Below are 25034 nucleotides of genomic sequence, written 5' to 3'. Positions count from 1 at the left end.
GCTCACCCCGCCTGGGCAAGTGTCATCAGGCCGCAGCCGTACGCTTTCGCCTTGCCCAGCCCCAGCGTGAGAGTGCGTCGGAGGGCGGCAGGGTCGGTGACCTCCAGCCGGCCGTCGAACGTGACCGTCACCAGCGGTACCCGATTGGCTTTCCCTGTGGCCATTTCCGTCTTGCCGAAGCGGTGGCGTTGCTCATCCCGGACCGTCAGCTGGTGCTCGTCCCCCTGTGCCAGGCGGCGCCGGTCTGCCGGGGTTTCCAGGATCCGGAAACCTGCGTTTTCCTGGTGGGTGAGCAGCCAGCCCATCTGGTGGCGGGGCGTGCGGTGTGCGGTCCGCTTGAGGGGTTCCTCAGGCGTGCGGCGCACGTTGTGGACGGGATTCGCTGTGAGGCGGAAAGCCCAGGTGCTGCCGGCGGTGAGTCCGTCGAGGAAGGCCGTGTAATCGTATGTCTGCCAGGAGGCAGTGGTGGGCCAGCCGGCTTGCTCCACGAGGTGGGTGAGATCAGGGCGGTCCTCGCTGACGATGAAGAGCAGGACTTCCGCCCGGGAGTTGCGGTCCAGGCGCCACAGGATCCGCGAGCCGTTGCCCTCACTGGGCAGCGCCCCGGCAAATGACGACATCACCGCGGCATGCAGGTGCTGTGGTGATGCGAGCAGGTGGCGGGCGCTGAGGCGGGCGGTGTTGATTCGGAATCGGGTCAAGTACATCAGTGACCGTCCAGCGGGGACTGCGTGGGCAACGGTGTGAGCAGCGCTTCAGGAGCGTGGCGGGGTACGGGTACGGATGGCCTCGCTCCGCGCTTTGGCCGCTCGTCGGCCCGAAAGTGCGGGTTTGGCACGGCGACCGAGGACGACACGACGTTGCGCAGCGCGTAGCGGCGGTGGCTAGGGTGGAAGCTGAGCGGCTGGTCCCTGAGGGTAGCTCCGAGCGGTCCTCCGGCGACTGATTCGGCCAGGACCGGCAGGGAAGCGAAGGCCTCTCTCCAGTGCCGTTTCTGATGCCATTCGGCGGCCTGCCACGTCTCGCGTCGCAGGACGGCTGCCGGGTCGTCCCCGTCCCTGATCCCCAGATCGATCGGCCCCTGCGGCGGGCAGGACCGTCGGCCGAGATAGGGAAGATAGACGGGGCTTTGTACGGCGTCGTGCATGGAGTGAATCAGTTCGTCGTCGCCGGCGACCGCCGCTACGAAAACAGCGTCGGCCAGGTAGAAGCGCTCCGAGACCGGCATCGCCTTTTCGGTGTCGGCGTGGTGGGCTGTCTGGAAGTCGCGCAGACGGGTGCCGGCTTGGTCGATGCGCACGGCGAAGGAAAGTGCAGTGAGGTCGGACAGGTCGCAGGTGCGGTCCCGGCCGAGTGCGGCGGCGAGCATGCCGACGACGCCGCTTTTCGTGGGGGCTGTCTCAGTGGTGCGACGGGCGAACCGAGCGGAGGACCCCCATGACTGAAGGGGGCCAGCCAGGCGTAGGGTCAGGACGCTCATCCACGCTTCCCCAGACGGTCTGCCACGGCCTCGCCCACTTTGGTGACGAGTTCCCGCAGGTTGACCTGGTCACCGAGGGGCGCGAGGTCCTGGGTCTGCTTGCCGACGCGCACGATCCAGGTGTGGTCGGCCGGGGCGCCGAAGGCGTCCTCGACCGCTGGGATGTGTTCTGCCAGGGCGTGGCAGGCGGCACGGACGTGACCGTCCGTGGTGTCCTGGGCGACCGGGTTCTCGAAGGCGCCGACGAAGCTGATGGGGCGGGCAGAGCGCAGTTTGACGATTACGGCGTCCGGGAGCGTCTGGTTGCCGAAGGTGTTCAACTTGCCGGTGGGCATCGAAAGGGCGAAGGCCTCGACGAAGGCCTCGACTGCGCGGCGGACGGGCTCTCCGGTGCGTTCGCCGTCAGTGAGTCCGGCGTCGAGGTTCTTGGTCAGCAGGTCCACGTCGACGGCTGCGTATCGGTAAAGGGTGGCGGAGTTGAAGTCGATCGTGCCGATCATGCCTGCGCCTGATTCAGCATCGCTGTTCTGGTCATCGACCGCGGTGAAGTAGTCCGTTTCCATGTCCACGGGGTGCACGCTCAGGGCGTGGGCGACCTGGGCAGCGGCATCGACGTTGATGTCGGTGGTGTCGGCGACCATGCGGCCGAACAGCGCGATGTCGACCGAGTGCCGGGTGGCTGCTGTCTGCTTCGCCCGCGCCTTGACTCCGGGTCCCTTTACGAACACCTTGGGCTCTGCCTTCTTGGCGATGCCCTCGATCGCCAGCTCAGCGAGCCCGTCCAGTTGCCGAGCACTGAGGAAGAGCAGGTAGGAGGACTGAGGGGCTTGTGCTTCGGCGGCCTCTTCTGCCGCGTCGCCCTTGGCGTTCCCCTTGCTAGCGGTCTTGCGGCTGCTGGCCTCGATCTTTGCCCCTGTGGCCGCCTGGATGATCTCGGCTGCCATGGGCCACACCTCCTCCGGCGTCAGCGACTCCTCGCGCGCAATGATTCGCTCAGTGAGAGCGTCCACCACCTTCTTCGTGCGCACTCCGAGTTCGGAAGGGTCCAGCAGTAGGTCGAACGCGTTGCGGGTGGCCTTCTTCCAGGCCTGACTGGAAACCCTGGAGCGGCGCACGCCTCCGTAGACGGCGCTCTTGGGGGAGCCTGTGTCGTCACGATTGATGTTGCTCGGCGGGACCGTCTGCAGGATGTGGACGTCGAGGATGGTGCGGCTCATGTGTGGTCCTTCGTCTCGTTCGTGCTGGCGACGGTTTCGGGGCCTTCGGGTACGTCGCTTTCCAGTCGGCCGGCGTCGGCCGAGGGGCGGTACGCGTGAAAGCTGCGGCCCCACGCCTGGCGGACTTGGCTCGGGCCGCCGGGCTTCTGCCATCGGTCCAGGTGTTCGGCGAGCAGGCCGTAGTCGAGCGGGATGTCGGCCTTGCGCAGGAGCACGACCAGTTCACGAAGCCTTCGGGCGAGGACGTCGAACGTCGTCGCGGTCCCGGCTCGCAGCAGCCGCTTGCGGATCGGCTCGTCAGAGTCTGTGCCGGTCATCAGGCGCCGTACAGCCGTCCCCAGTGAGGCTCCGTCGGCCACGTGCATCCGCTTGGTCCGATTGGACTGCTGGTGCAGGGCCCACAGGGTCACGGCGACGTGCGCGGCGCGTTCGGCGCGCAGGGCTTCTGCTTCGCTGATGCGGTGGCCGTCCGGCTGGGCGGCATAGAACTGCTCGATGCCCAGCAGACCCCAGAGGTCCGGCATCTCGTTCGCCTGGCGGCCGATTCCCCTGCGCAGACGCGCAAGTGCCTGGACGGCCTGAGAACTGTCGTGGCTGTAGTCCTGCTGAAGAGTCCGGATGCGCTGGGCCACGGACTGGCCCAGCCGTCCGAGTCCCTGGGCTGCCACGGCAACTTGGGCCTGGCTCAGTCGTGGCTCTGATGGCGAGGCGGGCGCCGGAATCTGCGGCGCTGGGTCGGTCATTGCAGTGGCTCCTTGCTGAGGTCGGTCTCTTTCCCGTGTGCGTCTGTGTCGGGTTGGGCGGCGTGCCGGAGGGGGAGGGCGTTGCCAAGCCTTGATTGGAAGAGGCGTTCGGATCCGGCGTTGTCCAGCCAGCCGGTCTCATCTGCGTCGGCCAGGAGCCCCGCTGCGGCGTCGCGGACGATCCAGTACGCCGTCCGCTGCCAGGCTGCGCGGGCCTCGGCAGGTTCTTCCGAGCTGTCAAGGCTGGCGAGCCACTGCCGGTAGGGGCCATCGAGTGAGCCGAAGCCCAGGTCGCGTGCCGTTGCGCTCGGTGCTTCGGTGAGCCGTCGGGCGGTCTTAGCCAGGTCGGCGGCGAGGTCTCCCAGTGCATTGACTGCCTTGGTGCTGTCCTCAACCGCCCCGATGGCCTCCTTCGCGTACCTCTGGTCGCGCTCATGCAGGAGGGCCACGGACATGGCGAACCCGTCGTCGACGACCTCGTCGATGACGGACTGCTGTGTGCCGTAGACCGCGCTGATCAGGCGGGGGCGGATGAGCAGGTCGCGGGGCAGCAGCCGCTCATGGGTGAGTTCGGCAATCCACTTGAGGACTCCGGCCCGCAGGTACTTAGCGGGCTCGCCGCGCTGAACGCTCTGTTCCTCCGTGTTGGAGATGAGGAGGGAAGCGAGGCTGCGCCAGGCGGAGCAGGCGGGATCGTGCTGGCGAGGCATGTAGACGAGCGGACGCCCGAGCTTCTTCTCCTGGGGGATGCTGCGGCGCCAGCCACTCATCGGTTCGCGCCGGTGGGTGTCGGGCACCGGGAGAGGATCTCCGTAGGAAAGCACTACACCGTGTACGGCTTGCGTGTCGTGGTGCAGGCGGATACGGCGGGACTGCCATGTGTAGAGGTCGCGGGGGCCGGTGGGCCTGGAGGCCAGGTCGCTCTGCACGTCCGGGCCGCACTGCTTCCGGCGCCAGGCAGGCCGGTCGTCCTTGTCGATGGTGAGTGCGTAGGCGTCGGAGGCGACGAGGTTGAGGAGGAGAGTCTGCTGGAGGTCGTCTCCCTCCGCGAACACTCCGCCGAGGTTTCCGGCCCAACCCACGCCCTGCGGGTAGCCTTTGCCGCCCTTGACCCTGGGATCGCCCACGGCGCCGGACTTGATCCCGGACGTGTCGAAGGCGTGTGCGTGGACGAGCCATCGGGCTGCCTCTGCGAAGGAAAGTCGCTCGACGCCGGGCTGGCGCATCGTGAAGAAAGGATCGCCGTTCGGCACGTCGGCTACTAGGCGATTGAGGGACGCCACCTCGTCCTTCTGGGTGCGCAGGTCGGCCACCTGGAAGAACGGCTGGGTGGGATGCAGGAGGTCGAATCGCTCTCGATGGCGGTCAAGATAGGAGGCGACTGAAGCCAACGGCTGCGGGCTCTCGCTGAGCTCCTGCCAGGCATCGATGTCCTCAGGGCCGTCGACCGCATCGTGCAGGATGGCCAAGAGGAGACGCATCAGTGCGAACTCCTGGGTGGGGACGTCGCCCACGAGGCGCCGGATGTCGGCCGCACGCGCAAAGACCTCCTTCAAGGAGAGGTCAACTGCTGATCCGTCACGTAACTGCACGGGCAGCCAGGGACGAGAGACGAGGTCAAAACCGGGCACGCCTTTCACCAACTTCACATCCTTGGCACCGGCCGGAGTGACCTCCAAACCGTCGGTCTCGCTGTAATGAAGGTCGAAGCCTGCCAGGCTGGTCTGACAATCCTCGTCGAGCACGAGGAATAGCTCCCCGGCCAACGTGTGACTCTCCTTGCCCTGCCAGGCTTGGGGGCAGAACTGCTCCAGCTCGTCGATCACGCGGTCGATGAGCCACGGTTTACAAAAGTGGTACGGGAGCCGCATGGCGCTGGCAGCGACAGCTCGGGCTGCGCGGGGTGGCGGCACGGCATCGGTGGGGAGTTCGAGCCCTCCCAGCCCGCGGTCCAGCCACGGCAGGGTGGCGTACGTTCCGTCACTGCGGCGCTGAACAACGAGTACCTCGAGGGATTCCTCACTGTCCCTGACTTGGGCTCGGCCTGATCGGGTGTCGTCGGCATCACCGACGCCCGCGTCGATCCACCCCACGAGGGAGCGACCGGGTTTGCGGACCTCGTCGATCCGAAAGGCTTGCGCCTCCCTGCGCTGCTTTGCCATGGCGTGCTCGTGTTCGGCGAGCGCGCTCTCCATGATCTGTGCCCAGCTTTCGGGTACGCCGGGTGTCGATTGTGCGTAAGCGCTCTGCACGAGCGGGCTGATGTCGTCGGGCAGAACAACAGGGCGGCCGGCCCAATGCGGGCGCAGAACGGCCAGGGAACGCATCAGGGCGTGCCGTCCGTACACGGCGGCCGAACCTCCCGCTGGGGCCGGCGGTTCCAGGCTCCAGTCGACGCCGGTGATCAGGCACCTGGGTGCGCGCAGCCTTACCGGGCGTTCGCACTGACTCTCGCCTCGGCGATGCCGGTGCAGGCGTCCCATACGCTGCAGCACCAGGTCCACGGGCGCGAGATCGGTCACCAGAAGATCGAAGTCGATGTCGAGTGACTGTTCCGCCACCTGGCTGGCGACGACGATGTGCGGGCCGGTCGGACGCCTGCCACGAGGCCCGAACCGGGCAACGAGGTCGTCGTCCTTGCGTGCCCGGTCCAGGTCGATGAACCGGGAGTGGGCCACGGTAACCGCGTCCGGTCCAAAGCGTTCTCGCAAGACGTCCGCTGCCCTCAGGACGCGGTCGACGGTGTTGCGGACCACCAGCGCACAGCCGCCTTCGGCGAGTTCACTCTCCAAACGGTCCGCGAGGGTCCCAAGCTCGTCGTCCAGCTGCTCCATGCTGATCTTGCAACGCCGGTCAGCGGCTGCCGCGGGAGAACTGAGAGTCGTGTCCTGCTCCGCAGAGATCACGCTGATCAACGGGTAGGAATTGGTCTCCGCCAATTCGTATCGGTCATCCGACCTGCCGACGTATGCCAGGGCGAGTGCCTGGCGCCGGGCGGCAGGCAAGGTCGCCGACAGCATGATCACGGGCACCCTGTACTCGCCGAGCCAGGAGAGGACGCACTCGAGGTACTCGTTCATGTAGGCGTCGTAAGCGTGAACCTCGTCGATGACGACGATCTTGCCCGCCAGGGCGAGGTGTCTCAGCGCAAGATGGCGGCTCTTGAGCCCAGCAAAGAGCAGCTGGTCAATCGTTCCGACGACGAAAGGCGCCAGCATGCCCTTCTTACGACCACGCAGCCATTGATGCGCCACCAACTCGGACGAGGCGGCGCACTGGTCGGTCCGGTCGGACCGAACTGAGTCGGTCGCCCCATCGAGGTCGACCGCTGCAATCGTGCGGGCACCGGCACGCATGTCGCGGGCGAAGTCGTCGTTGAGGAACGCCTTGGAGTGAGCCAGGGACACGGTCCTGGCCCCGTCCCCTGGCAGGTGCTTGAGCCAGTTGCGCATGCGTCCGTACATGGCATTGGCCGTCGCGCGGGTGGGCAACGCGACGAAGCAGCCGCCGGCACGTGTACGCGAGGCCAAGACCTCTGCCACAGCGAGCGCAGCCTCGGTCTTTCCCTCCCCCATCGGCGCCTCGATGATCATCAGGCCAGGAGTGCTTGCCTCGCGCGCAAGGCGAACGGCTTCGTCCTGCAAGGGGCGGCTCTGGGAGAGTTTGAACCGCGTTTCGAAGAGGCTCTGCGCGGTCTCCGTCACCGCCGGGGAGCACCAGGGCGGCGGCAGTTCAATGCCACGCCATGCGGACTCGATCCGCTCGACATCTCCGCGAGGCTGATCCTCGGGGAAGAGCAGGAAGAGGTCCGAATTGCTGGCGATCCAGTCCGCAAGGATGACGAGGGCAGACAGCACGACCTGAACGGGCTGAGGCAGTTTGACGGTTCGCCAATGCGGCAGACGATTCTCGACGTCGTAAGCCGCAGCGCATGCATCGAGCAGTTCTGTCTGGACCGCCTGCCACAGCTGCTCGCTCTGGCCGGGGGTACGCACGAGCTCGGTGTGCTGGTGGAGGTAGGGGAACTGGTCATGCCCCGGGGGTACACCGTGGTGGCCGCCTACAGGTACTGCGAAGGCCATGGCTGCTCGTGGAGACCAACCGTGCCGCTCCAGCCACTCTTCCAGAATGACCTGGCCGACCAGCCCGTGCGGGGCGCGCTTGCGTGCATCCCCGAACTGCTTCAGCGTCGGCATCTCCAGCCCAGCCGCCCGCATGGCATCGGCAAGATGATCAACCTGACAGGCAAAGGCCGGAGTGGCCTTGCCGATATCGTGGATTGCCGCCAGCCACACTACGAGGAGCCTTGCGTCGTCCTCCCCGCCGGGGAGGCTCTCCGCAACGAGCCTGCGCACATTGTGGGGGGTCCATCCGTCCCAGAGCCGTCCTGCCATTGCGGCTGAGTCGGCCATGTGCCTCCACAATTGGAGCCACTTTCCAGCTTTCTGGTCATGCTTGGCCCACACCGTGCGTGCCGCTGGTGTAAGCCCAGCGCTCCAGTGCGCTGCGGCATGATGCATCTCGATCCCCCCAGGACCGCAGTGTTCACGAACCGGTGGGAACGCTGTTCCCACCCGGAGAGCGGGCTCCCCAGCGCTCACCCGGAAACAGTGGGGAGCCCGCTCATGATCAGGGCAGCAAACGTGCTAGGAAGGTCATTTCGCCGGGTTCACCCGTGTGGGTGAAGCGCGCACAACGACGACCAGCACGATCACGACGATGGCGATCACGGCGCCAAGGCGGATGCAGGCATCGATCGCCATCTGTGAGCCCGCACCCCCCATGAGTGCCGCGGTGACAACAGATACGGGCAGCAGCCACGACTGTGACTGCTGCCCGGTGACCAAGGAGTTCGCCGGGGGTAATACTTCAGACATGCGCAGGTCCTTTCTGCGGATCGGGGTCGAGCCCGTTTTTGTCTTGGCGGACCGGCGGGCTCGGCCTGCGCGGGAGTGCGCGCAGGCGTGTTGACGGGCACCACAAGCCTCCTGAGGCACCGTCAGGTGGCGCACACTACACGAGCTCCCCTTGCTCAAGTACCAGCTCATTGAAGGCACTTGGTCGCTTTAAGCGAGCTGAACAAGCACAGTTATGTCAGAGGGGTGAGCACCCTCTGATGAGGTGCAGATCATCCCCGCGGAGGCGGGGAGCAAGGACGCGACAAGCAAGCGCGCTGAGCACGCACAGGGGTCATCCCCACCGAAAGCAGGGAACAGCTCGAGACTGCCGTCGCCGCCAATAGGCGGCGCTTGGGAGAGAACCGTACCCAGAGGAGTCGGTCATGCACAGCGAAACGCCATGCAACGACCGGCAAGTGCGCGCGCTGGGGCCCCCGCGGTCCACACGCGGCGATTAGCCATGCCCCGCTATCTCCCTAATGACCGTTTCAATGGAAGTGCATCAATACAAGGCGTAGCCGGCATAAACTCGCAGCTCAGGAAGACTGCTCCCCGCGCCCGCGGGGATGTTCCCTACCGCAAGTGGCTGGTAGCGGAGTTCATCATCTGCTCCCCGCGCCCGCGGGGATGTTCCCCAGCGGAGCGTGCTGCCGCCACGATGGGTGCGCTGCTCCCCGCGCCCGCGGGGATGTTCCCGATCCGGGTCTTGAGTTGCGGAACGCTCATGTCTGCTCCCCGCGCCCGCGGGGATGTGGATGTTCCCCGGTTAGCCGCGCCCTCCCCGATCATCGGGATCTGCTCCCCACACCCGCGTGGATGTTCCCGGGATGTGCCTGCCCGGGTGGCTGGACGACCGCTGCTCCCCGCACCCCTACGTGCCCGGCGGGCTCGGGAACTCGCCGGACTTGTTCGCCAGTCCCCCCGTCTCCGCGATCAAAGCGTCCTCGTTACTGGTGTCCCGCCTTCGCGAGGATGCACTCGGAGCCCAACGGCGGTCCCACCCTGATCGCCTACCGGGGCGGCGGAAGCCCAGGCGCTGTCGGCAGACGAAGATCGGGTCGCCGACATCTTGCTCCAGCTTGTGCCGGAGGTGTGACAGACAGGGGCAGAGGCAGACTCGACAACAGGGGGTGTCTGCTCTCGTCGCCTCCCGAACATCCTCCTGATGCAGGTCCCGACTTTTGTCCGCGGACAAAAGTCGGGACCTCAGCGTCTGGCCTCCTGGCGGTCTCGCGAACCGGGTGGGCGGGTGCCGAGGGTGTCGGAGACTGTGCGGTACGTCCCCTCGGGATGGGGAGGGTTGAACCGTATTTCGGGAGAGGGAGTCGTGGTGGGCGAGTTAGTGCTGGTGGCGGCTGCCCTGGCGACGGCCACCTGGAAGCCGGCGCGGGCGGCAGCCGTCGCACTGTGGCAGCGGGCGCATCACGATCGGGTGGCAGCGGCGGATCTCGAGCCAGGAGCCCCTGACGCCGACGGGCGACCGGGGCCGGGCCATGACGCCGGCGATGAAGGCGCACGCCTGAGGCGGGTCAGGCATTTTTCGGGCAAGCCGCGGCCTGACAGTGACCCGCGCGTTCGGCAAGTCGCGGAAGCGGCTGACCACGGGCAGGTCAACCAGGCCGCCAGGGACCTGCGCATCACCAACAACTACCTCCTTGGCGGGCAGGAGTCGCCCGTGCTGCCTGCCAACTCACACCCCGTGGGCCGGCCCGTCGCCGAGCTCACCAACCCGTACGCGCTGGAGGTCCACCGGGCCATCCGCATCGAGCCGGCGAGCGGCGGGCCGGAGCTGCCGGAGCTGCCGGTCTACATCGAGCGGCAGCACGACCGGCAGCTCCGCGCCCGCGTCCAGGACGCCGTCAACGGCTCGAGCCGGATGGTGGCACTGGTCGGCGGCTCCTCGACGGGGAAGACCCGGGCCTGCTGGGAGGCGATCCAGGCACTGCCAGAGCCATGGCGGCTGTGGCATCCCATCGACCCCGGCCGCGCCGAGGCGGTCTTGGCCGGCCTGGACGGCGTTGGGCCGCATACGGTGGTGTGGCTGAACGAAACGCAGCACTACCTGCCGCCCGGCGGTGGGCTCGGGGAGCAGGTCGCCGCGAAACTGCGCACCCTGCTGGACGACGGCGAGCGCGCCCCGGTCCTCGTACTGGGCACCCTCTGGCCCGAGTACTGGACCACCCTCACCACTCCCCCGGACGCAGGCTCCGTAGATCCGCACCCTCAGGCTCGGGCTCTGGTGACCGGGCACGCCCTCACCGTGCCCGAGGTGTTCGGGCCCCAGGCGCTGGCCGATCTTGGCCGGCGCTCCCGCCCTCGTCGACCGGTATGACAACGCCCCGCCCGCATCCCGGGCCCTGATCGAGGCGGCGATGGACGCCCGCCGCCTGGGCCACGGACCACGCCTGCCCCTGTCCCTGCTGGAAGCGGCCGCCCCCGGGTACATGACGGATCTGCAGTGGGACCAGGCCGGCGTGGACTGGCTGGAGCGGTCCCTGAAGTACACGACCCACCCCCTCTACGGCGCTTCCGGCCCCCTCACTCACATCCGCGCCCGTCCAGGCGACGAGGCTCCAGCCGATCCCTCCTACCGGCTCGCCGACTACCTGGAACAGCACGCCCGGACCCACCGTGGTCTCCACGTGGCGCCCGCCTCGTTCTGGGACGCCGCGATCCGTCACACCTCCCGCGCGGACGACCTCCTCGCCCTAGGAGCGGCGGCTCATCGCCGCTGGCGGCTGCGCCACGCCGCCCGGCTGTACCTGAGGGCCGATGAGGCCGGGCACCCCGACGCCTTGTGGAGGCTGGGCTCGTTGAGCCACGAGGTCGGGGACCGGGAGGGAGCCGAACGCCAGCTACGACTGGCCGCCGACGCCGGACACCCCAACACCCTTGGGCACTGGGCCTGGGTCCGTGATCGGGAGGGAGACCTGGAAGCAGCCGAGCAGCTCTACCTGCAAGCTGCCGCCGCCGGAGACCCCACCGCGCTGCGCGGCCTGGCCTGGATGCGTACCAGGGCGGGCGATCGCGAGCGGGCCCAACGGCTCGCCCTGCAAGCCATCGACGCCGGGGAGCCCGCCGGTCTGGGGGTGCTGGCCGAGACACATCAGGACGAGCTGTGGTGGAAGCAGCTGACGAGGTACGGACTGGAACCCGACGGGAGCATCAGCCGGCCATGGACAGTGGAGGAACTCCCACGCGGAGGCTGAACAGCTGACGCCGAAGAGGGCGCTCCGTCGGGGGCAGACTTTTGTCCGCGGACAAAAGTCTGCCCCTCGTCGTGCGAAGTCGTGGCAGCATCTGCCGCATGACGATCATCAGAAAGGTCCATGCCGCGTAGACGGCCAGGACACCTCCGGACTGCCTTCCTGCGACGGCACCGGACAGACGATGCAAGGCCGGGCATCAACGGTCTCTCCGCGCGTGCGGTATCGGAGATCACCCACCTCGAACACGCGCGCAACCATCTACAGCCGGGAGACGTGGTCCTGGCTCTGGACCGGTGGCAGCAGTACGTTCGCAGCCCCAGGCGTGCGTTGTGGGACGACTGCGAGTGGGGCAACGTCCACTGGTACTGCTGCGGCAACCCTCTGGAAGGCCGTGCACTCCTCGACCGCGTGCTGCTGGCCATGTCACCCCGGACCGCCCGCGAACTCAGGGCGGTCATCAGCAAGTACGACGCCCTCTGCACCGTCCCTTTCCCCTTGCCTCTCAGATCCCCCTGTGGGGACTCCAGACTTTTGTCCGCGGACAAAAGTCTGGAGTCCCCACAGCCCTACTGAATGCTCCAGCGGTGCGGGTGTCCGGGGTCGGTGGGGCAGGCGAAGACGTTGAGTTCGCCGTGGTTGCCCACGACGACTGCCGTGGGTTCGGCGGCCACGCGCGCGGGCAGGCCTTGTTCCTCGACGGGGGCCCAGCTCTGGCTGCCGCCGTCCCACTCGGACGTGTCGACGGTCAGCAGGAGGTGCATCGGCGTCCCGCAGGCGCGGCAGTCCATCGGGGACGGATCGGTACGGTGCCAGGAAGCGAAGCCGCCGACGCGCCAGCCGGGCGGGATCGACAGGTCGTATTGGTAGCCGGGCGGCTCGGCGGCGCTGTCGTGGTCGCCCTCCTCCTCGGCCGCCTCTTCCAGGGCTTCCTCCCAGGCATCGATCCGGGCGCACAACTCATTGGGCAGCAGCCCGGCGAAGGGGTATGTGGCCACCTGCTCCGGGTGCAGCACGCACGGCTCGGGCACGTACCCGGCGTAGCCGACCACCGGCGGCTGCGGAGGCTCGGCCAGTACGTCGCCGGCCTCCGCCGAGTTGCGCCAGTGCAGGTGGAGCAGCATGTCGTAGCGGGTGAGGCCGTGGGCGTCGAAGGGGCACCAGAACAGCTGGAGCAGGTCACATCCGTCCGGCCCGGCCGGCAGGTCGGGGAGGTCGCGCCGGTAGAACTGGGCGACGCCGAGCATGGGCAGCGGATCGGTGTCGCTCATCTCCGGCGCGCGGTGCGTGCGGCCCAGCGTCTCCATGAGCTGTCGCTCGTCCTCGGTGAGCCCCTCGTGCGACGCTCTCCCCCGCGCGGCCGCCCAGATCTGCCGCTCGTGGCGGATGTCCTCGATACGCCGTCCGCGGCCTCGGCCGTGGGCTTCCCTGCAGAGCGGCCACGGCTCGTCCGCCGGCCACAGCATCGGCCCGCCGACCGAGCTCTGCGACGCGTCCGGGGTGCCCGGACGCGGGTGGAGGCGGGTGGTCGTGCCGCGGTGCGCGGCCAGTTCCGGGAACAGCGCCTCGACGTCGAGCGGGCGCGGCGGTGTCGTCCTCGTCATGCACAAGACCCTAGACAGCCGGTTCGCGAGGCGACCGGGCACCCCTCCTGCACCCGACGCACAGCACCCTGGGCTTGCCCAGACTTTTGTCCGCGGACAAAAGTCTGGGCCCCACCGCGTGCGGTGGGGCCCTCAGGACGAGCAGCAGCGGCCGGTTAGCTCCGCTGGTTGTTGTTCTCGATCAGGAGCATCGTCAGCTCGGCTCGGTGCTTGGCCGACATGTTCGCCCAGATGACTTGGTACATGGCCTTCGGGTCCTGCCACGGAATCGAGGGCGTCTCCGTGGCTCTGGCGGCCTGGGGAGGAATGACGCCTTCCGCCTCGCGCTCCCCCACCTCGGGCTCCGCCTTGGCAGGCGCTTCGGCGGGCGCTTCGGCGACCGGCGTCGGCGTGACCACCGGTACGGCCACCGGTACAGCAGGCGTCGGAGCCGGCGTCGGGTGGGCCGGCTCGGCTTCCCGCTTCGGGGCCTCGGCGGGGGCGGACACCGGGCTCGAGGTCTCCGGACTTTTGTCCGCGGACAAAAGTCGGGCCGGCTGCGAGGTCGGCTCCGGTGCCTCCGCCACGACTTCCGGTACTCCCCCGGCCGGGCTCGCTGCCGCTGGCTGCTGTACCGCAGCTGGCTCCTGCACGGTGCGCAGTATCTCCCGCTGGGCTGCCTTCGCCTCGGCTTCCTGTTCCTTGGAGCCCTTCAGGAAAGCCAGGAGTTCCGCCGCACCCGCCCCGGGCCGGTCCTTCGCCGTACGGGCGAGCAGGCGGCCGTCGCGTTCGGGCAGTTCGCCGGAGCTGAGCAGGATCTGGATTTCCTCGGGCAGTTCCAGCAGCACGAGCTGGTTGGTGACCCACGAGGGGGAGCGGCCCAGGCGCTCGGCGGCCCGGGACTTGGCTCCGTGCTCCCGGCCTTCGTCGGCGCAGGTGTCGACCAGCTGCTGGACACCGCGGGCCCGCTCGATCACGTCGAAGTCCTCGCGCTCGAGGTTCTCGGCGAGGAGGTGGTCGATGAAATCCGTACGGGAGGCAGCGAGGTCGTCGCGTACGACGAAGTCCAGCGACTCCAGTCCGACGTGCAGGGCACTGCGGAAGCGGCGCTCGCCGTTGATGAGGACGTACGCGGCCGAGCCGATGCGGGACTCGTGCTCGGGCCACAGCCCGAGGTACGCACTGCGGGTGGTGACGACGCAGGCAGAGAGCTGGGCCTGGCGCAGCTCCTCGCCGAAGCGGGTCTTGTCCTCGTCGGTGCCGAAGTTCCGGCGCGGGTTGAGGGGGCTGGGGGAGACCTGGTCGAGGGGGACGCGGATGAGTTCGTAGCTCGGCACGTCGCCCTGGGCGATGGCCTTGGCGCGTCCGCGTTCGCTGCGGCCGCCGGTGCGGCGGGCGTTGCTGAAGGCGGCGCCGGTGCCGAGGAGGTCGCTCTTGCTCATGTGGAAATCCTCCGGGCGATCTCGCGCATGGCCTCGGACTGCTCGCAGTCGGGGGCGTAGTGCAGGAGGGGCAGTTTGACGCGCACCGCTTCGCGCTGCTCCTTCAGGTCGGCGATGACGGTGATGACGGGCGGGTCGCCGAACTCCTTCCAGCTGTGGAGGGAGGAGGTGACGACGTAGCCCTTGCGGCTGTCGTAGAGGTTGACGACGAAGCCGAGCTGGGTGATGTCGATGTCGAGGTCGTCGATGAGGTCCTCGAGCTGCTCGCTGAGCATGTCGTAGGCGTCGGCGGAGGTGTCCTCGGCCTGGACGGGGACGATGATGCCGGAGGTCTTGGCGCCCTCGCCCTCGCGGGTGCGTGCGTAGTAGAGGGCGGTGTCCATGGTGTAGCCGAGGCTGGGCGGGCAGTCGACGACGATGTAGTCGAACTCCTTCTCCAGTTCCTCCAGGGCCTTCTCCAGGGCGGTTTCCTTGGTGCGGACGTTGCGCGTGGTGGCGAGTCGGGCGTCCAAGAGGAACGCGTCCTTGCAGGACGGGAGCAGGAAGAGCCGGCCGGCGAACACGCCGTGCTCGATGGGCACGAGGAGGTCGCGGACGCGCCCTTCGATCTCCCCCAGCATGTGCTTGGCGAGGCTGGGTTCCTTGATGCCGAGCATTTCGGCGCCGAGGTGGCGGGTGAGGTGGCCCTGGGGGTCGAAGTCGATGACGCAGACGCGGGCGCCGGTCTCGGCGAGGGCCTGGGAAAGGCCGTTGCTGATGGCGCTCTTGCCCACGCCGCCCTTCTGGTTGCAGACCACGATCCGGCGGGCGCCTTCGTTGGAGGGTCGGCGTCTGCCCATGGGGGAGGGGTGGGTGTCGAGCCACAGGCGAATCGACTGGGCGACGCCTTGGTTGTACGGGATCTCCCGCACTCGGCAGTCCTCCTTGAACTCCCCGTACAGGCCGGTGGGGAGGTACGTGGAGAACGACGAGGCACCGGAGGTGTCCACGGGGGTGGCCGCCGAGGCATCGGCTCGCCATGCGCGGATGCCTTCGGTGACGGCGTCCTGGATGTCCACGCCCAACTGGGCAGCGCGGACCTTGAGTTCCTGCCTGAGGGACGCCGGCAGCTTGGCAACTACCTTTTCCCTGACTTCCGGATCGTATGGGGCGGTCATGTGGGTACCTTACTAACCTTCTAGGGGGAAGGCGAAGAGGCGCACCGAAAACATTCCGCCCGAGTTGTCTGTCCTATCACGCTAAAGGTGCCCAACTCCCCGCCAAGGGGATCGATCGGGGCACCGGCCATACCCACCGGGTCCCTCTCCGTGGCCGAACGATGAGCAAGAGCTGTTTCAGCAGCAGGCGGACGTCGCCATCGAGGTCCTGCCGCAACGAGCTGGATACCGACTGGACGGTTGGTTACCGGCGTCCGCAGTTCTGACCGATTGAGCCGTTGAGGTGTCATCGTGGGCTTCAAAGGTGGGTTAAGACGACCGGAAAGCCCTGTACGGCCCTCTGGCGGCCTTGTGCGTGACGCAAGGCCACATCGCACCGGGAGGGTGGAGATCGGCGTTCTGAGGTGCCATTCTGTGAGCCGTTTTTTGCCCGTTCTGCCGGAAGATTTCGGATAGCTCCGCTCTCGGGCGTTGTGCCAGCCCCGTGGAGTCGATCCAGCAGATCGTGACCTGTGCATCGGTTCGGGTTCCGGGAGGCACGCGCGCGGTCAGCTCAGCGAACGCCCCAAGAACCTCGCAGCATGAACGTGCTCAGCTCACACACTGAAGCCGAACCGCAGAACCGCACAGAGGACCCAGAATGGTGGCGCAACTTGCTGCTGGTCACCAGCGACTGGGCCACCATCCTGCATCTCGAGATTTACGACTGACCGAACACGCCCCCGTCAACTGCGCCGCCCGCCTCAGCGACTCTCATCCTCCACAACTCTTGACAATTACTCCATCACACCTCGATGGACCACACGTCGCCAACCTGATGGCCGTCCGGGTCTGGGTCGCCGGATCCATACGGGTCCGGGTCGACGATGACGTGGATGTGGGCGCCCGACTCCGGCACGCGATAGCGGCGCATGTCACGCGACTCGTCATCGAGTTGGAGAGTGTGGCCCAAGGCCAGGACTGCGACCCGAAGGTCCTCGAACGGAACTCTGGGCGCGAAGCTCCCGTACTGCCGGGAGAGCGGTGACGGCACGGTGCCCGGGGACTGGTCGTAGAGCAGCCGCTGAATCTTTACGCCGAAGCCGAAGCAGGACATCAGCCCGTGTTCGTCCGGGGAGAAGTTGATCTCTACGAGGCCGTAGTCCCGTCGGAGGAAGCCGCCCCCGGGGACGTCGAGGAATCCCGCCCCCGCAGCGGCTTCCCAGCCATCGGGGTCAGTGCCGACGCCTGCCCCGAGTACGTCGCAGCGAGTGGCTACATGGGCGTAAAAGTCCAGAGCGGACATCCGCCGGCCTCCCTTGGTCGTGTGCGCGAAAGCAAAGCTGAACGATAACAACATGCCTGCCAGCCACCGTCCCTCGCCATGGTTTCGTCTCAGGCCGGACTCTTGTCCGTCGTCGGCCTCGGATGGTGAATCCCAGGGGCCAGCCCCTGGACCCCGCCAGCGCCTGGCCGCGCTGGACCGGCCGTGGCATGGGGGGCTGCTCGCCCCCCAGACCCCCTCGCCAGGCGCTCGGGCGCCCTGGACCCGCTCACCCTCATGCCCTGCCCCGGCTCCCTGACGGTCGCCGGTGCACCCCTCGGGCGCTGGGCGCCCTCACTGGGCATGAGGGCCGAAGCCAAGTGTGGCCAGCGAGTCGGCGGGTTGAGGCGGGGGACCGCGGGCTGGATCAGACGGACGGCTCAGTGATGGCTGCTGTCCTTTGGCTGGTGTGAGTGGGGGAGTGGTGTCGAGAGGGCCTTCGTCCTTGGTGTGTTGGGTTCGGGCTCGTGGAGACGGGAGACCCCCGGGGGCTGATGCTGGCTCAGGTGGCTGTGCACGTTGCTCTTGTAGTAAGAGGGCGCCGCGCTGACAGGCTTCTGACCTGCTGGTTTCTCCGAGGGGATGTGTCGTGGGGAGCACATTTGGATCCTTCAAGTGTGTACCCAGCGGGCACATTTGGCCGGAAAATCAAGCACCCGTTGATTTTCTGCAGGAGGCACCAGCCCGCGGATCGATGCAGGTCAGAGCATCAGGCATGGGCGGCCCAGGGCACTTGCGCGCGCCCTAGGCCCTCCCGGAATGTGCTGTCATCACGACACGCTAAATCAAGCAGTCGTGGACTTTCGGGGCCTGGTCGAAAAATAACTTCACGCGGCGTGTACTTATCGCGCGTCCGGCGTGAGAGCTGTTCATCGGAGGCACCTCCCGGCGCGCCGACGCACCAAAAGACAAGCGCACGTTGATTTTTTGGATAGCCTCGGACCGCCTGAGTAATAAGGAGGTCTTGTGACATCTGATCCGCCCGCCCGTCGTCGACAGCGCGGGCCCCGGCCCGTCCCCGCCCCCAGCGCGGCAGGGAACGAAGCCGAGTACGGAGACATCCTGGCGGTCCTCGGCCAGCAACTCGGGGAGAAGGTGGCGCACGCCACCGACCCCGGCGGCCGTCGTCGGCTCAAGGGCGTCCACTTCGAGTACGCGGCGGACCCGAGGTCCGTCCACGACATGGCCGGGGACGCCGGCTACAGCCTGGCCAGCAACTGGTTCACACAGCTCCTGGCGCAGTTGGCCGTCGCAAACAGCATCACGAAGTCCCAGCTCTGCGTCTTCCTCTTCGTGGCCGGCGGGCAATTGCCCGGCACCGGCATCACCCAGTACACGCAGCAAGAGATCACCGACGGGCTGAACAAGATCGCCGCACAGAAGGGCGGCAAGATGATCACGCGTTCCACCGTGAACCGTGCCGTCCAGGCGCTCTGCGGCTACAACTGGGTGGAGAAGGCCGGCAACGGCCGGATCCAGATCAACGTGCGCCTGTGGTTCCACGGCAACAGCACGGCCCAGCACGAGGTACTCGCCGAGATCGCCGAGCGCCACGACCGCGACGCCGAGGCGTTCCCGTACGCGGTGGGGCCGGAAGGCGCCCATCAGGAGGAGCTGGACCTCGACTTCGGCGTCGAAGCCGGCTTTGGGGGAAGGAAGCGTACCGGGTGATAGTGCTGCCAGGCCCGTGCACGGGCGACCGCTCACGAGGAAGGCCGTCCCATGGCTAACGTCATGTCTCCGATCGTCGCGGAGCGCATCTGGGCCCTGCCGTTGTCAGGGTCCGCCGTCAAGTTCCTGCAATACCTCGTCTCCCGCAGCGACTTCGGGGGAGCGCTGCCGGTACGGCAGAAGGACATGGCGGCCGAGTACGGGGTCACGCCCCAGGCCGTGAGCGGCCTCATGGCGCCCCTGTGCGAGCTGAACATCGTCCTGCGGCCGCGCAGCGAGGAGCGGAACGGGAACTCGTACCGGCTCCACCCGCTCGCGGCGAAGTACGAGAACCCCGAGGCCATGGAGGCGGCTTTCCGTGCCGCGCTCGTCCGCATCCAGGCCGGGGACCTGCCCAACCTCAAGCTGCCGACGTACCACCAGGCCCCGCCCGCCCCGACGGGCCGCCCGAAGCTCCAGGTCGCCTGACCTGGGACGTCGGTGCAGACAAGTCAGAAGGCCCTCCACCGGGGTGGAGGGCCTTCTGTGCCTGAGTAACTTGGTGGCCCCACTATATCCGCGGCGCAGGGCTTCCGCCCAGCCGGATTGCTTCGCACACAGCTGCGGTGTCGCCCAGCCGGCCGCTCCAGGCTCGGCCGGGCCCACTCGACGGGTCGTGGGTGATCAGATCTCCCGGCTGGCACCCGAGGACCTCGCAGATCCTCGACAGGGTCGAGAAGCGGAGGGCCTTGGCGCGGTCATTCTTGAGCACGGACAGGTTGACGACGTTGATGCCCACCTGCGCGGACAGTTCGGTGTCCGTGAACGGTCCCCGCAGCAGGGCGGCTGCTCTGTTCAGCGGGGCATACGTCGTCCCAGCTCCTCCGCCTTCTCACGCAGTCCCGCACCCCAGGCGCCCCCTTCAGGCGGCGCGGACATCCCTGCGACGGTGGAAGCCTGCACGTCTTCGAGCGGGGCCTGCGGGCTGCCCCCGAGCCTTGCCCAGTCCGGCTTGATCCCGGCCCGCTCTGCAAGTACCAGCACTGTGGCAGTGAAGCCCTCGGACAGGGCGAGCACGATGGCGTGGCTTGTTCTTCGGTGCTGCGCCAGCAGGGCATTGGCGAAGGCCCCGAAGACGGCCGGGTCGATCTGGCACTCTTCGTTCTCCATCGAACCAATGCCCGAAGGGAGCTCCAGCTCCGCCTCGAAGACCGGCACTTGGCGCTGGAACATTCGGGAGGCGCCGTTGGACGGGTTCCACAGGGTCTCGTTGCCCACGTCGAAGTACTGGCTCACCGCCGCCGCCTTTCACTTGCTCACTGCCGTCACCGTATCCAGGTATCCAGCCGGATCATCACCGTCGTCCGCCTTGCTTCCTGGCCGGACTCCAGTGGTGGACGAGGGCTGCGGGCATGCTGCCCTGGCTGCGACCGCCAGGGCAGATAGCTCGATCGGGTGGTCGTCAGCCGGGAAAGCCCGGTGCCGGCGGAAGCCCGAGCCGGCGGAGTCCGCCCGTGGGCTTCCTGCGTTGCGAAGCGGACTCGAGTCGTGCGAGGGACGCGTCGAGTCCGGACTGCGGGCGTGCCAGATGACTGCCTGCCTGCCCCGCGTATCGGCAGCGACTGAAGGCCAGTGACCCAAGAAGTGGTTCGGTCGCTGCTTGAGTCGCTGCCGAAAGCGCAGGTCAGAGCCCTGGAGCAGGAAAAACAGCGACTGAAGCGACTCAAGCTCAGGTATATGAGGACATTCATGTGTGCGCGTGTGCGTCATATATAGGAGGCTTCAGTCGCTTCAGTCGCTGTTAGGCGCTGTTCAAGGCTTTGACCTGCGGTTTTGTGAAGAGCGACTCAAGCGACTGAAACCGCTCGGTCGCTGCGCTTCAGTCTTGAGTCGCTGACTCAGCGCTCCGGCCGCCGCTGAGCCCACCTCAAGCAGCCGGCTGAGCATGCACTCGGGTTCAGTCGGGCGACACACCGGCCGGGTGTTTGCGACACGCTGCGCACGCTGCCAGGTCGACTTCGCTAGTCTGTGTTCGTTGTTGAGTCGCTTCAGTCGCTGTGAGGGGAAACGAATGCCCGCTGAGCTGCGGTTTTCTCGCAGCGACTCAGGGCAGCCCACCCCTGAGCGTTCGATCGCAGGCCTGCGCCTGGCCCGGTGGTGTGCCAGCAACGGCTGGCCGGTTCACCCGCTTGCCTCCGGGCGCAAGACCCCGGCCTCCAACTGCCGGGACTGCAGTGCCCCCGCGCACACCCACAAGGGCTGTGCCTGCCTGGCCGCCGGCCGCTGGTGCCACGGCTTTCACGCAGCGACCCTGGACTACTCCCGGATCGACCACTGGTGGGGCCAGAACCCCGCCCTGGGCGTCGGCGTGGCCTGCGGTCCGGCCGACCTGGTCGTCATCGACGTCGACGCGCACCAGAGCGAAATCCCTTCCCGGGACCGGCTCCTGCCCGGCATCGCCATCGGGGAGCACATCGACGTCACCAAGATGACCACCGGCTACCACTCCCTGGCCGTACTCGCCGCCCTGCGGGGCGAGCGGAGCCCCGCAGAGGACGCCTCCACGCTGCGGGTGCGTACGCCCTCCGGCGGGCTCCACGTCTGGTACCGGGCCACCGACGGGCGCCGCTGGCAGTGCTCCACGGGCTCCGGCCGGCGTGCGCTGGCCTGGCAGGTCGACGTACGGGCCCACGGCGGCTACATCATCGCTCCGGGCACCACCACGGCCGCAGGGACGTACAAGCCCGTAGGAAGTGTCCGTAGGCCCGCTCCGCTGCCCGCCTGGCTCGCCCAGGAGCTCCAGCGCACCGGACACCTGCCGGCCCCTCACATCCCCGCTCCCAGGCCCGTACCGCCCCGTGCACGCCAGGCGGTCCTGGCGGCGGGCGGCGGGCAGACCCAGACCTCGCGGCTCCTGGCGGCGCTGCTCGCGGACGTGGCCGAGTGCGCCCAGGTCACCGAGGGCGCCGGGTTCACGGAGAAGCTGAACCGGGCGGCGTACACCCTGGGTGGCCTCGTCGCGGCCGGACACCTGGGCCTGGCCGCCGCGGAGGGGGCCCTGCAGGAGACCGCTGAGGCGACCCGTCCCGGGCAGGCCCAGCGCGCCGCCCAGATCATCCGCAGCGGCATGGCCGCCGGCGCGCAGCGCCCCCTGCACCTTGGAGGCCGCCGGTGAATCCCGCCCCCGAAACCGACGGCTACCTCTTCGACTTCGACCCCGAGGCCATCGCCGCTCAGATCCTCGCCCAGGAGCCGGCGCCGGGACCTGCTCCCGTACCGGCCCAGGGCGGCGAGCGCGCGCACCTGGAACACGCCACGCCGGCAGGGCTGGTTCCGGACACGCTCAGCGACCGCGGCAACGCCAAGCTGTTCGTCCGCCTGTACGCCGGGGACTACCGGCACGTGCCCGGTCTGGGCTGGTACCGGTGGGACACCACCCGTTGGCAGGTCGACGAGGACGACACGGTCGTCTGGGCGGCCGGAGACCTCGCCGAGGCCATCGCCACGACCGACCCCCGCGGCATCCACAGCAACCAGTCGCTCCAGAAGCACCGGCGCCGGGCGCTGAGCACCTCGGGCATGAACGCCATGCTCACGCAGGCCAAGGCGGCCCCCGGCATGGTCCTGCGGGCCGAGCTCCTCGACGCGGACCCGTACGCCCTGTGCACGCCGGCGGGCATCGTCGACCTGCACACCGGGCTGATCCGCGCGCCCGAGCCGGACAAGGACTTCCACTCCCGCTCGACGTCCACCGGCCCGCAGTCGCAGCCCACTCCGCGCTGGAACCGCTTCCTCACCGACACCTTCGGCGCCGATGCCGAAGGCCGGGAGATGATCGACTTCCTGCACCTGATGCTCGGCTACTCCATCACCGGCGACGTCGGCGCCCAGGTCATGCCCTTCCTGTTCGGCTCGGGCAAGAACGGCAAGTCCGTCCTCCTGGACGTCCTGATGAAGCTGCTGGGCGATTACGCCGACGCCGCCCCGCCCGGCTTCCTGATGGCCCGTGCCTTCGACGGCCACCCCACCGAGCTCGCCGAACTGCACGGCCGGCGCGTGATCGTGTGCTCCGAGGTCAAGCCCGGCGACAAGTTCGACGAGGCCCGCGTCAAGCTCCTCACCGGCGGCGACCGCATCAAGGCCCGGCGGATGCGGCAGGATTTCTTCTCCTTCGCGCCCACGCACAAGCTGTGGCTCATCGGCAACCACCGCCCCGAGGTCGGCACCGGCGGCTTCGCCTTCTGGCGGCGCATGCGGCTGGTCCCGTTCGAAAAGGTCGTCTCCGACGACCGGAAGATCGACAACCTCGCCGACATCCTCGTCACCGAGGAAGGCGCCGGGATCCTGGCCTGGCTCATCGACGGAGCCCGGCGCTACCTGGCGGGGGAGAAGGACCTCACCGGTCCCGAGCCGGTGCGGATCGCCACGACCGCGTACGCGGAAACCGAGGACCACACCGGCCGGTTCTTCGAGGAGTGCTGCACTTTCCACGCCGATCACCGGGCGGAACAAGCCCGCCTCTACAACGTCTACCGCACCTGGTGCCAGAATGAAGGAGCGCCCACCATCTCCTCCCGCGCCTTCGCGGCGCGGGCCCGCGAGCTCGTGGGCCTCGCCTCACCCAAAGAAATGATCTTGTCCAACTCGAAGAAGTACTACCCCGGCATCGGCCTGCTCGCAGAGGAGGAGAACGCATGAGCTCCCTCATCTCCGACGACGAGATCCACCACGAGATCGACCTCATCTGGCTCGAGGACGTCACCGAACTCGACTACGTACGCCAGTCCCTGGACCGCCTCCCCACCCGCCGCGGCAAGCCCGCCTACCACCGCGACGGGCGCCTTGTCGGCTACGCCCAGCTCGGCCCGGGCGCCAAGCCGTCGCGCTCCAGCGGCACCTTCCGCCGCCGCGTCTTCTGGCTCCTGCCGCACGACCGCGACTCGGTCCCCGACGGCCTCTACGCCACCGGCGCCCCGGCGGAGGCCGTGGACCCGACCACGCTCACGGCGGGCAGCAAGGGCCGCAAGACGGAACGCTCGGAGCGCCCGGCCCAGGCGGCGGACGCCTGACCGCTCAGCACCGGGGACGGACTTCGCGGCTGGCTTTGTTGAATGTCCAAGCGTCAGTCGCTTGAGTCGCTGATCGTGTACGCATCACGCTCTGACCTGCTGTTTCCTGGAGCGACTCAACGCAGACCGAAGCGCGCACGGGCCTGGCAGTCTCGGTCGCACGACCGAGCAGCCGCCTGGCGACGCAGCGGAACGCCCTGCAGGCGGTGGCCGATCGTACGGGCCATCGGCTCGCGGTCGAGCTGACGTCCTCACCGGGCTGGCCGTCGGTGCGCTGCACGCGTGGCTACGGGCCCCTGGTACGGGAACTCGTCGCGCAGTGGCCCTTCCTGCGGACCTGGGAGCTGGCCGACTTGCGGCGTAGGTTGTTGCACCTCCCACGTGGCGGACAGCAGGCTGAGGTGGCCGAACCCGAGGACCCGAAGACGCGCCCGGTGAACGAGAAGCACGGCGACGATCACGGTGTAGACCTCGGCAAGCTGCGCGCGCTCACGAGGCGGCTCAAGACACAGCAGGAACGTACGTGGCGACTCCGGGAGGCGGACGACACCGCGGCGACGCTGCCGGCGATCCGGAGTGCACGACTGGCTCGTGAACTACGTGGTGAAGAATAGGAGCTATGGCTCGATTGCCGGATTCGGTGAAAGTGCTCGAGAATGCTGCATCGCCCGCATAGAGTCCCAGGTCAGGAACTCTGCTCCCCGCGCCCGCGGGAATGAACCTGCAGGGGTGCCTCGCCGGGTCTTCGTCGGCCACCCTGGATAGCTAAGCCGGTTCCGGCCTCCCCTGCGATGGGCACTGGCTGCTCAGCCAATTTGAAGCTGCAGAAGTGGATAAAAAGGCCGATCTCTGTCCTCGGCATCTACGTGGAGGCCCGTGTGCGTCATCTGCGCATCCGGAGTGCGCAGTGGAACATACGGGTTCAGTACCTCTAACGTTGGCCCCAACGAAACGCCGTACACGGACAGTTCGGGGGAGCCAGTCATGGCCAGTACTCCAGCACCACACGGCGACCGGTTGATCACGCGGTCGCAGATCGGCTCATGGGCCGGCGTCGCCAGACCGACCGTCACCTCCTGGGGCCGCGAACCCGGCTTTCCTGCTCCCGTGAGGGCCGGCGAGGCCGAGTTCTTTCATCAGGAGGCCGTCCTCGCCTGGCTCGACGCCCGCCCCGTCCCCCGGCGGTTCCGGGATACCGCAGAGGCCGAGGGAGTCACGTACGGAGACCGGGCACGCCGGGCTCTCACCCCGAGTGAGTCAGTCGCCGCCCCCGCCACTGGGACTGT

At 68.0% G+C, this 25034-nt stretch carries 20 protein-coding genes, 1 pseudogene and 1 CRISPR repeat array; of the genes and pseudogenes, 9 read left to right on the top strand and 12 right to left on the bottom strand.

The window, feature by feature from the left end:
• Positions 1-2: 2 nt before the first annotated feature.
• The 6 genes from cas6e to ACFWBF_RS22720 form a co-directional block, all read right to left on the bottom strand.
• Positions 3-707: a type I-E CRISPR-associated protein Cas6/Cse3/CasE gene (gene cas6e, locus ACFWBF_RS22745; protein WP_385604802.1), complete on the bottom strand. Its 705-nt coding sequence runs from the start codon at positions 705-707 to the stop codon at positions 3-5.
• Positions 707-1480: a type I-E CRISPR-associated protein Cas5/CasD gene (cas5e, locus tag ACFWBF_RS22740; RefSeq protein WP_385604800.1), complete on the bottom strand. Its 774-nt coding sequence runs from the start codon at positions 1478-1480 to the stop codon at positions 707-709. Before cas5e ends, cas6e begins: the two co-directional genes overlap by 1 nt.
• Positions 1477-2697: a type I-E CRISPR-associated protein Cas7/Cse4/CasC gene (gene cas7e, locus ACFWBF_RS22735; protein ID WP_385604797.1), complete on the bottom strand. Its 1221-nt coding sequence runs from the start codon at positions 2695-2697 to the stop codon at positions 1477-1479. Before cas7e ends, cas5e begins: the two co-directional genes overlap by 4 nt.
• Complete coding sequence (gene casB, locus ACFWBF_RS22730) at positions 2694-3440, bottom strand: type I-E CRISPR-associated protein Cse2/CasB (protein WP_385604794.1); 747 nt, start codon at positions 3438-3440, stop codon at positions 2694-2696. The genes cas7e and casB overlap by 4 nt, the downstream gene beginning before the upstream one ends.
• Entirely contained in the window at positions 3437-7960 is a 4524-nt protein-coding gene (gene casA, locus ACFWBF_RS22725) for a type I-E CRISPR-associated protein Cse1/CasA (protein WP_385604790.1), read from the bottom strand. The genes casB and casA overlap by 4 nt, the downstream gene beginning before the upstream one ends.
• Positions 7961-8095: 135 nt before the next feature.
• Positions 8096-8317 (bottom strand): hypothetical protein, encoded by a 222-nt coding sequence (locus ACFWBF_RS22720; protein WP_385604787.1) that lies wholly within the window; start codon positions 8315-8317, stop codon positions 8096-8098.
• 566 nt (positions 8318-8883) lie between these two features.
• Positions 8884-9162: a CRISPR direct-repeat array (repeat unit 29 nt; unit sequence CTGCTCCCCGCGCCCGCGGGGATGTTCCC).
• An 851-nt stretch (positions 9163-10013) separates the two neighbouring features.
• On the opposite strand from ACFWBF_RS22720, the gene ACFWBF_RS22715 reads away from it, so the two are divergent.
• Together ACFWBF_RS22715 and ACFWBF_RS22710 are read left to right on the top strand one after the other, a co-directional pair.
• Positions 10014-10670, top strand: coding sequence for a hypothetical protein (locus ACFWBF_RS22715; protein WP_385604784.1), 657 nt, complete (start codon positions 10014-10016; stop codon positions 10668-10670).
• Positions 10636-11547 carry a hypothetical protein gene (locus tag ACFWBF_RS22710; RefSeq protein ID WP_385604781.1) on the top strand — a complete coding sequence of 304 codons (912 nt, stop codon included), beginning with the start codon at positions 10636-10638 and terminating at the stop codon, positions 11545-11547. The genes ACFWBF_RS22715 and ACFWBF_RS22710 overlap by 35 nt, the downstream gene beginning before the upstream one ends.
• 566 nt (positions 11548-12113) lie before the next feature.
• Here the strand turns inward: ACFWBF_RS22710 and ACFWBF_RS22705 are convergent.
• The 3 genes from ACFWBF_RS22705 to ACFWBF_RS22695 all read right to left on the bottom strand — a co-directional run bounded on the left by ACFWBF_RS22705 (position 12114) and on the right by ACFWBF_RS22695 (position 15726).
• Positions 12114-13148 carry a hypothetical protein gene (locus tag ACFWBF_RS22705; RefSeq protein WP_385604779.1) on the bottom strand — a complete coding sequence of 345 codons (1035 nt, stop codon included), beginning with the start codon at positions 13146-13148 and terminating at the stop codon, positions 12114-12116.
• 155 nt (positions 13149-13303) lie between these two features.
• On the bottom strand, positions 13304-14569 hold the full coding sequence (locus ACFWBF_RS22700; protein WP_385604776.1) for a ParB/RepB/Spo0J family partition protein: 1266 nt from the start codon (positions 14567-14569) through the stop codon (positions 13304-13306).
• Positions 14566-15726 carry a ParA family protein gene (locus ACFWBF_RS22695; RefSeq protein ID WP_385604773.1) on the bottom strand — a complete coding sequence of 387 codons (1161 nt, stop codon included), beginning with the start codon at positions 15724-15726 and terminating at the stop codon, positions 14566-14568. Before ACFWBF_RS22695 ends, ACFWBF_RS22700 begins: the two co-directional genes overlap by 4 nt.
• A 581-nt stretch (positions 15727-16307) precedes the next feature.
• Between ACFWBF_RS22695 and ACFWBF_RS22690 the strand changes: the two genes are divergently transcribed.
• Positions 16308-16436 (top strand): hypothetical protein, encoded by a 129-nt coding sequence (locus ACFWBF_RS22690; protein ID WP_385604770.1) that lies wholly within the window; start codon positions 16308-16310, stop codon positions 16434-16436.
• Positions 16437-16510: 74 nt separating this feature from the next.
• Here the strand turns inward: ACFWBF_RS22690 and ACFWBF_RS22685 are convergent, their stop codons facing one another.
• The gene (locus ACFWBF_RS22685) at positions 16511-17011 is read right to left on the bottom strand and encodes a hypothetical protein (protein WP_385604767.1); all 501 of its coding nucleotides are present in this window, start codon (positions 17009-17011) and stop codon (positions 16511-16513) included.
• A 984-nt stretch (positions 17012-17995) separates the two neighbouring features.
• On the opposite strand from ACFWBF_RS22685, the gene ACFWBF_RS22680 reads away from it, so the two are divergent.
• Positions 17996-18700, top strand: coding sequence for a hypothetical protein (locus ACFWBF_RS22680; protein ID WP_385604763.1), 705 nt, complete (start codon positions 17996-17998; stop codon positions 18698-18700).
• A 51-nt stretch (positions 18701-18751) separates the two neighbouring features.
• A complete protein-coding gene (locus tag ACFWBF_RS22675) occupies positions 18752-19168 on the top strand; it encodes a hypothetical protein (RefSeq protein ID WP_385604760.1) in 417 nt (138 codons plus the stop codon).
• Between the two features lie 82 nt (positions 19169-19250).
• Here the strand turns inward: ACFWBF_RS22675 and ACFWBF_RS22670 are convergent, their stop codons facing one another.
• Positions 19251-19490: a helix-turn-helix domain-containing protein gene (locus ACFWBF_RS22670; RefSeq protein WP_385604828.1), complete on the bottom strand. Its 240-nt coding sequence runs from the start codon at positions 19488-19490 to the stop codon at positions 19251-19253.
• A gap of 44 nt (positions 19491-19534) precedes the next feature.
• Entirely contained in the window at positions 19535-19975 is a 441-nt protein-coding gene (locus ACFWBF_RS22665; RefSeq protein WP_385604757.1) for a DUF6086 family protein, read from the bottom strand.
• Between the two features lie 775 nt (positions 19976-20750).
• Between ACFWBF_RS22665 and ACFWBF_RS22660 the strand changes: the two genes are divergently transcribed.
• The 4 genes and pseudogenes from ACFWBF_RS22660 to ACFWBF_RS22645 all read left to right on the top strand — a co-directional run.
• Positions 20751-21854 (top strand): bifunctional DNA primase/polymerase, encoded by a 1104-nt coding sequence (locus ACFWBF_RS22660; RefSeq protein ID WP_385604754.1) that lies wholly within the window; start codon positions 20751-20753, stop codon positions 21852-21854.
• Positions 21851-23377: a phage/plasmid primase, P4 family gene (locus tag ACFWBF_RS22655; protein WP_385604751.1), complete on the top strand. Its 1527-nt coding sequence runs from the start codon at positions 21851-21853 to the stop codon at positions 23375-23377. Before ACFWBF_RS22660 ends, ACFWBF_RS22655 begins: the two co-directional genes overlap by 4 nt.
• Positions 23374-23748 carry a DUF6009 family protein gene (locus ACFWBF_RS22650; protein ID WP_385604748.1) on the top strand — a complete coding sequence of 125 codons (375 nt, stop codon included), beginning with the start codon at positions 23374-23376 and terminating at the stop codon, positions 23746-23748. Before ACFWBF_RS22655 ends, ACFWBF_RS22650 begins: the two co-directional genes overlap by 4 nt.
• Before the next feature lie 365 nt (positions 23749-24113).
• Positions 24114-24357 (top strand): annotated as a pseudogene (locus ACFWBF_RS22645) (hypothetical protein); the annotation flags it as partial.
• Positions 24358-25034: the final 677 nt, after the last annotated feature.

The organism is Streptomyces sp. NPDC060028 (assembly GCF_042736725.1).
Taxonomy (GTDB): domain Bacteria; phylum Actinomycetota; class Actinomycetes; order Streptomycetales; family Streptomycetaceae; genus Streptomyces.
This window is presented reverse-complemented; position numbering and strand designations above follow the sequence as displayed.